Source organism: Streptomyces sp. NPDC104581 (assembly GCF_055583685.1).
Window position 1 is genome coordinate 346,239 of the sequence record NZ_JBVJNN010000003.1, and the last position, 4,460, is coordinate 350,698.

Below are 4,460 nucleotides of genomic sequence, written 5' to 3' on the forward strand. Positions count from 1 at the left end.
CCCCAGGGGTCCCGCTCCTGCGGCGTCACGAGGCCGGCGCGGCCCGGGGTCGCCGGCGGGCGATCCTGGCGGTCATCCGCCCCGGCCCCCGTCCGGCTCCTGCGGGTGATCCTGGCGGTCACCGGCCCCGGTCCGCCTCGCGCCGTGAGGGCACCGGCACGTGTCGCCCCCGTTTGCACCTCCCGCGGGTGACCTCGGCGGTTGCCAGCCCCGCCGTCCCCCCTTCCCGCGGGAGGGAAGGGGGACGCGCAGGGGTCGTGGCCGGACACTCAGGCTGATTTGTGGTGCGTGGACAACCCGGGTCGTCGGGTCCAACGAGCGGTGCACGCGCCGTAAATCACGCCGTCCGGGCATGACCCCGGAGCGGCACCCGGCCACCGGCCCGCAGCACCCCAGCCCGGCCGGCGATTGAGGCCGAACCCCGGCCCGCCACCCACCCGCCGCGTCAGCCGAACCCCCGCCTAGTGACACGTTGAGTTTCAATCCGTACGCTCCTGAATATGGATATGCACACTGTCGTCGTGGGGCCGGCCGGCACCACCGCCGAGGACGTCGTCGCCGTCGCCCGCGCCAGCGCCCGCGTCGAGCTCTCCGCCGACGCCCTCTCCGCCCTCGCCGCCGCCCGCGAGATCGTCGACGCGCTCGCCGCCAAGCCCGAGCCCGTCTACGGCGTCTCCACCGGCTTCGGCGCGCTCGCCAGCCGCGCCATCGGCCCGGACCTGCGCGGGCGGCTCCAGCGCAACATCGTGCGGTCGCACGCCGCCGGCATGGGCCCCCGCGTCGAGCGCGAGGTCGTACGGGCGCTGATGTTCCTGCGGCTCAAGACCGTCGCCTCCGGGCACACCGGCGTACGCCCGCTGGTCGCGCGGACCATGGCGGACGTACTCAACGCCGGGATCACGCCCGTCGTGCACGAGTACGGCTCCCTCGGCTGCTCCGGCGACCTCGCGCCGCTCTCCCACTGCGCCCTGACGCTGATGGGCGAGGGCGACGCGGAGGGCCCCGACGGCGTCGTGAGGCCCGCGGGCGAGCTGCTTGCCGCGCACGGCATCACGCCCCTGGAGCTGCGCGAGAAGGAGGGGCTCGCGCTCCTCAACGGCACCGACGGAATGCTCGGCATGCTGATCATGGCGCTCGCCGATCTCCAGCGGCTCTACACCAGCGCCGACATCACCGCCGCGCTGACGCTGGAGGCGCTGCTCGGCACGGACAAGGTCCTCGCCCCCGAGCTGCACGCCATCCGCCCGCACCCCGGCCAGGGCGCCAGCGCCGACAACATGCTGCGGGTGCTCGCCGGATCCGGGCTGACCGGGCACTTCCAGGAGGACGCGGCGCCCCGGGTGCAGGACGCGTACTCCGTGCGCTGCGCCCCGCAGGTCGCCGGCGCGGGCCGGGACACCCTCGCGTACGCCCGGACCGTCGCGGACCGCGAGCTCGCCTCCTCCGTCGACAATCCGGTGGTGCTGCCCGACGGGCGCGTGGAGTCCAACGGGAACTTCCACGGCGCCCCCGTCGCGTACGTCCTGGACTTCCTCGCGATCGTCGCCGCCGACCTCGGCTCCATCGCCGAGCGCCGCACGGACCGGCTGCTCGACCGGAACCGTTCGCACGGGCTGCCCGCCTTCCTCGCGGACGACCCCGGTGTGGACTCGGGCCTGATGATCGCCCAGTACACGCAGGCCGCGCTGGTCAGCGAGATGAAGCGGCTGGCCGTCCCGGCGTCCGTCGACTCCATCCCGTCGTCGGCGATGCAGGAGGACCACGTGTCCATGGGCTGGTCGGCTGCCCGCAAGCTCCGTACGGCCGTCGGGAATCTGACCCGCGTCCTCGCCGTCGAGCTGTACGCGGCGACCCGCGCGATCGAGCTGCGTACGGGACTGATGCCCGCGCCCGCCTCCCTCGCCGTCATCGAGGCGCTGCGTGCGGCGGGGATACAGGGTCCGGGTCCCGACCGGTTCCTGGCCCCGGATCTGGCGGGGGCCGACGCGTTCCTGCGCGACGGCGGGCTGGTGGCGGCGGTCGAGCCGGTGACCGGCCCGCTGGCCTGAGCCCCGGGTGATACGTGGCGGGGGCCACCCGGCACGGGCGGCCCCCGCCTGCTGGTGCTCGCCGCGTCAGAGCGCGGACGCGCCCCGGCGTGAGTGCGCCACGAAAGCCGCTCCCACGCAGAGCAACGCCGTTCCGGCGATCAGGTAGGGCGTGGTGTCCACGCCCGGTCCCGTATCGGCGAGGGCGAGCCCCGCCGAGTCCTCCTGGCCGGCTGCGGCGGACTGCTGTCGGCCGGTGCTCTGCTCGCTCGTGGCGTTCGCCGAGGGGACGAACCACATGGCGCAGAGCAGGATCCCGGCGGCGACGGCCGTGAGCAGCGGTCGGCGTACGGACACGTACACGTAATCGATCTCCCTTGGGAAAACGCCGAATTGGCTGGGTGCGCCGATGCTAGTGAAAGCAGCGGGTCGTGGGAAAGTCGCGCGGGTGCGGAGCCCTACTCTCCGGTTATGAGTACTCCTGAGACATCCCGCTTTGTCCGTCTGCGCGTCGAACTGGTGCTGGAGATCGGCGATCCGGAGGCGCTGACCGCCGCCGCGCTGACCCGTATCGCGTCGGACGACTCCATGCCGGACGCGGAACGCGAGCATGCGGGGTCGGCGGTGGGGGAAGACGCGGCGGAGGCGCTCGCGTATCTGGTGGAGCCGTCGGAGCTGGTCGGCGAGGTGCCCGGGGTGGAGCTGGCCCAGGCGTCGTGGAGCAGTGAGCGGATCGACTACGACCCGGGGGTCCTGGAATGGGATCTGGACGAGTACGACGAGGCGGAGGGGGACAATGGTGACGCGGACGGCGGCCGGTGACGCGTCGGCGCCGGGGAGAGCGGACGCCCCGGCGGGATCAGGTCCGCGAGCGTGACACCCTTGTTCCCGGGGCGCTGTGCGACTCGCGCCCCGGGGCTGACAGAAGCGCCGCTCGTGTACATCCCGGGGTGGGAGTGGCGTTGCACACATCTTCGTCCGAAGTGGAACCGGACGAAACGGTCCTGGTGTTCTTAAAGGTCATGGGCAGGGAATCGGCGACGATGGAGAAGCGTGTGATGACGAACGGCAAGCGGCGCAAGGGCCTGACGGCCGCGTCCGCACTGCTCGGCGGGGTTCTGGTGCTCTCGGCCTGTAGCAGCGGTGGTGACGGTGAGAAGGACCCCGGAGCCGAGCGTTCGAAGGATTCGCAGGCGCAGGTGGACGAGGCCGCGGCGAAGGACACGTCCGAGGCCCAGATAGCCATCGCGCCCAAGAACGGCGCCGACAACGCGGGCATCAACAACGACGCGAAGGTCACCGTCACCAAGGGCACGCTCACCAAGGTCGAGATGACCACGGCGGAGGGGGCCGCCGTCAAGGGCACGCTGTCCGCCGACGCCAAGAGCTGGAAGCCGGACGGTCAGCTGGAGCGCTCCACCACGTACAAGATCGTCGCCACGGCGAAGGACTCCAAGGACCGCGTGGCCCACGAGAACTCCTCCTTCACCACCGTCTCGCCGGACAACAGCTTCATCGGCAACTTCACGCCCGAGGACGGTTCGACCGTCGGCGTCGGCATGCCGGTCTCGCTCAACTTCGACAAGGGGATCACCGACAAGGCCGCCGTGCAGGGCGGGATCACCGTCACGTCGAGCAGCGGCCAGGAAGTCGTCGGTCACTGGTTCAACTCGCAGCGCCTCGACTTCCGCCCCGAGCAGTACTGGCAGGGCGGCTCCACCGTCACCCTGAAGCTGGCGCTCGACGGCGTCGAGGGCGCGGACGGTGTCTTCGGTGTCCAGCAGAAGACGGTCACCTTCAAGATCGGCCGCAATCAGGTCTCCACCGTCGACACCAAGGCCAAGACGATGACCGTCCAGCAGGACGGCAAGACGATCAGGACCATCCCGATCTCCGCCGGCTCCCCGGAGAACCCGACGTACAACGGTCAGATGGTGATCTCCGAGAAGTTCAAGGAGACCCGGATGAACGGTGCCACCGTCGGCTTCACGGACGACGACGGCAAGGGCGAGTACGACATCAAGGACGTCCCGCACGCGATGCGGCTCTCCACCTCGGGCACCTTCATCCACGGCAACTACTGGGGCGCCGACTCGATCTTCGGTTCGACCAACACCAGCCACGGCTGTGTCGGCCTGAACGACGTGAAGGGCGCGAACGACCCCGACCAGCCGGGTGCCTGGTTCTTCGACAACTCCATCGTCGGTGACGTGGTCGTCGTCAAGAACTCCCCGGACAAGACCATCCAGCCCGACAACGGCCTCAACGGCTGGAACCTGAACTGGGCCGACTGGAAGGCCGGCTCCGCCGCCTGATCCGAGCCCCCGTCCCGTCCCGAACCGGGGGGGGGGGGGGGGGGGGGGGGGGGGGGGGGGGGGGGGGGGGGGGGGGGGGGGGGGGGGGGGGGGGGGGGGGGGGGGGGGGGGGGGGGGG

The 4,460-nt window shown here is 71.6% G+C and carries 4 protein-coding genes; 3 read left to right on the forward strand and 1 reads right to left on the reverse strand.

Annotated elements, in window-relative coordinates; genetic code table 11:
- Positions 1-506 precede the first annotated feature (506 nt).
- Entirely contained in the window at positions 507-2,048 is a 1,542-nt protein-coding gene (gene hutH / locus ACZ61E_RS04805; RefSeq protein WP_469697582.1) for a histidine ammonia-lyase, read from the forward strand.
- A gap of 66 nt (positions 2,049-2,114) precedes the next feature.
- On the opposite strand, the gene ACZ61E_RS04810 is transcribed toward hutH, so the two are convergent.
- The gene (locus ACZ61E_RS04810; protein ID WP_469697583.1) at positions 2,115-2,384 is read right to left on the reverse strand and encodes a hypothetical protein; all 270 of its coding nucleotides are present in this window, start codon (positions 2,382-2,384) and stop codon (positions 2,115-2,117) included.
- A gap of 114 nt (positions 2,385-2,498) precedes the next feature.
- On the opposite strand from ACZ61E_RS04810, the gene ACZ61E_RS04815 reads away from it, so the two are divergent.
- Together ACZ61E_RS04815 and ACZ61E_RS04820 are read left to right on the forward strand one after the other, a co-directional pair.
- Positions 2,499-2,849, forward strand: a complete 351-nt coding sequence (locus tag ACZ61E_RS04815) for a hypothetical protein (protein WP_469697563.1) — start codon at positions 2,499-2,501, stop codon at positions 2,847-2,849.
- Positions 2,850-3,070: 221 nt separating this feature from the next.
- Complete coding sequence (locus tag ACZ61E_RS04820; RefSeq protein ID WP_469697585.1) at positions 3,071-4,342, forward strand: L,D-transpeptidase; 1,272 nt, start codon at positions 3,071-3,073, stop codon at positions 4,340-4,342.
- Positions 4,343-4,460: the final 118 nt, after the last annotated feature.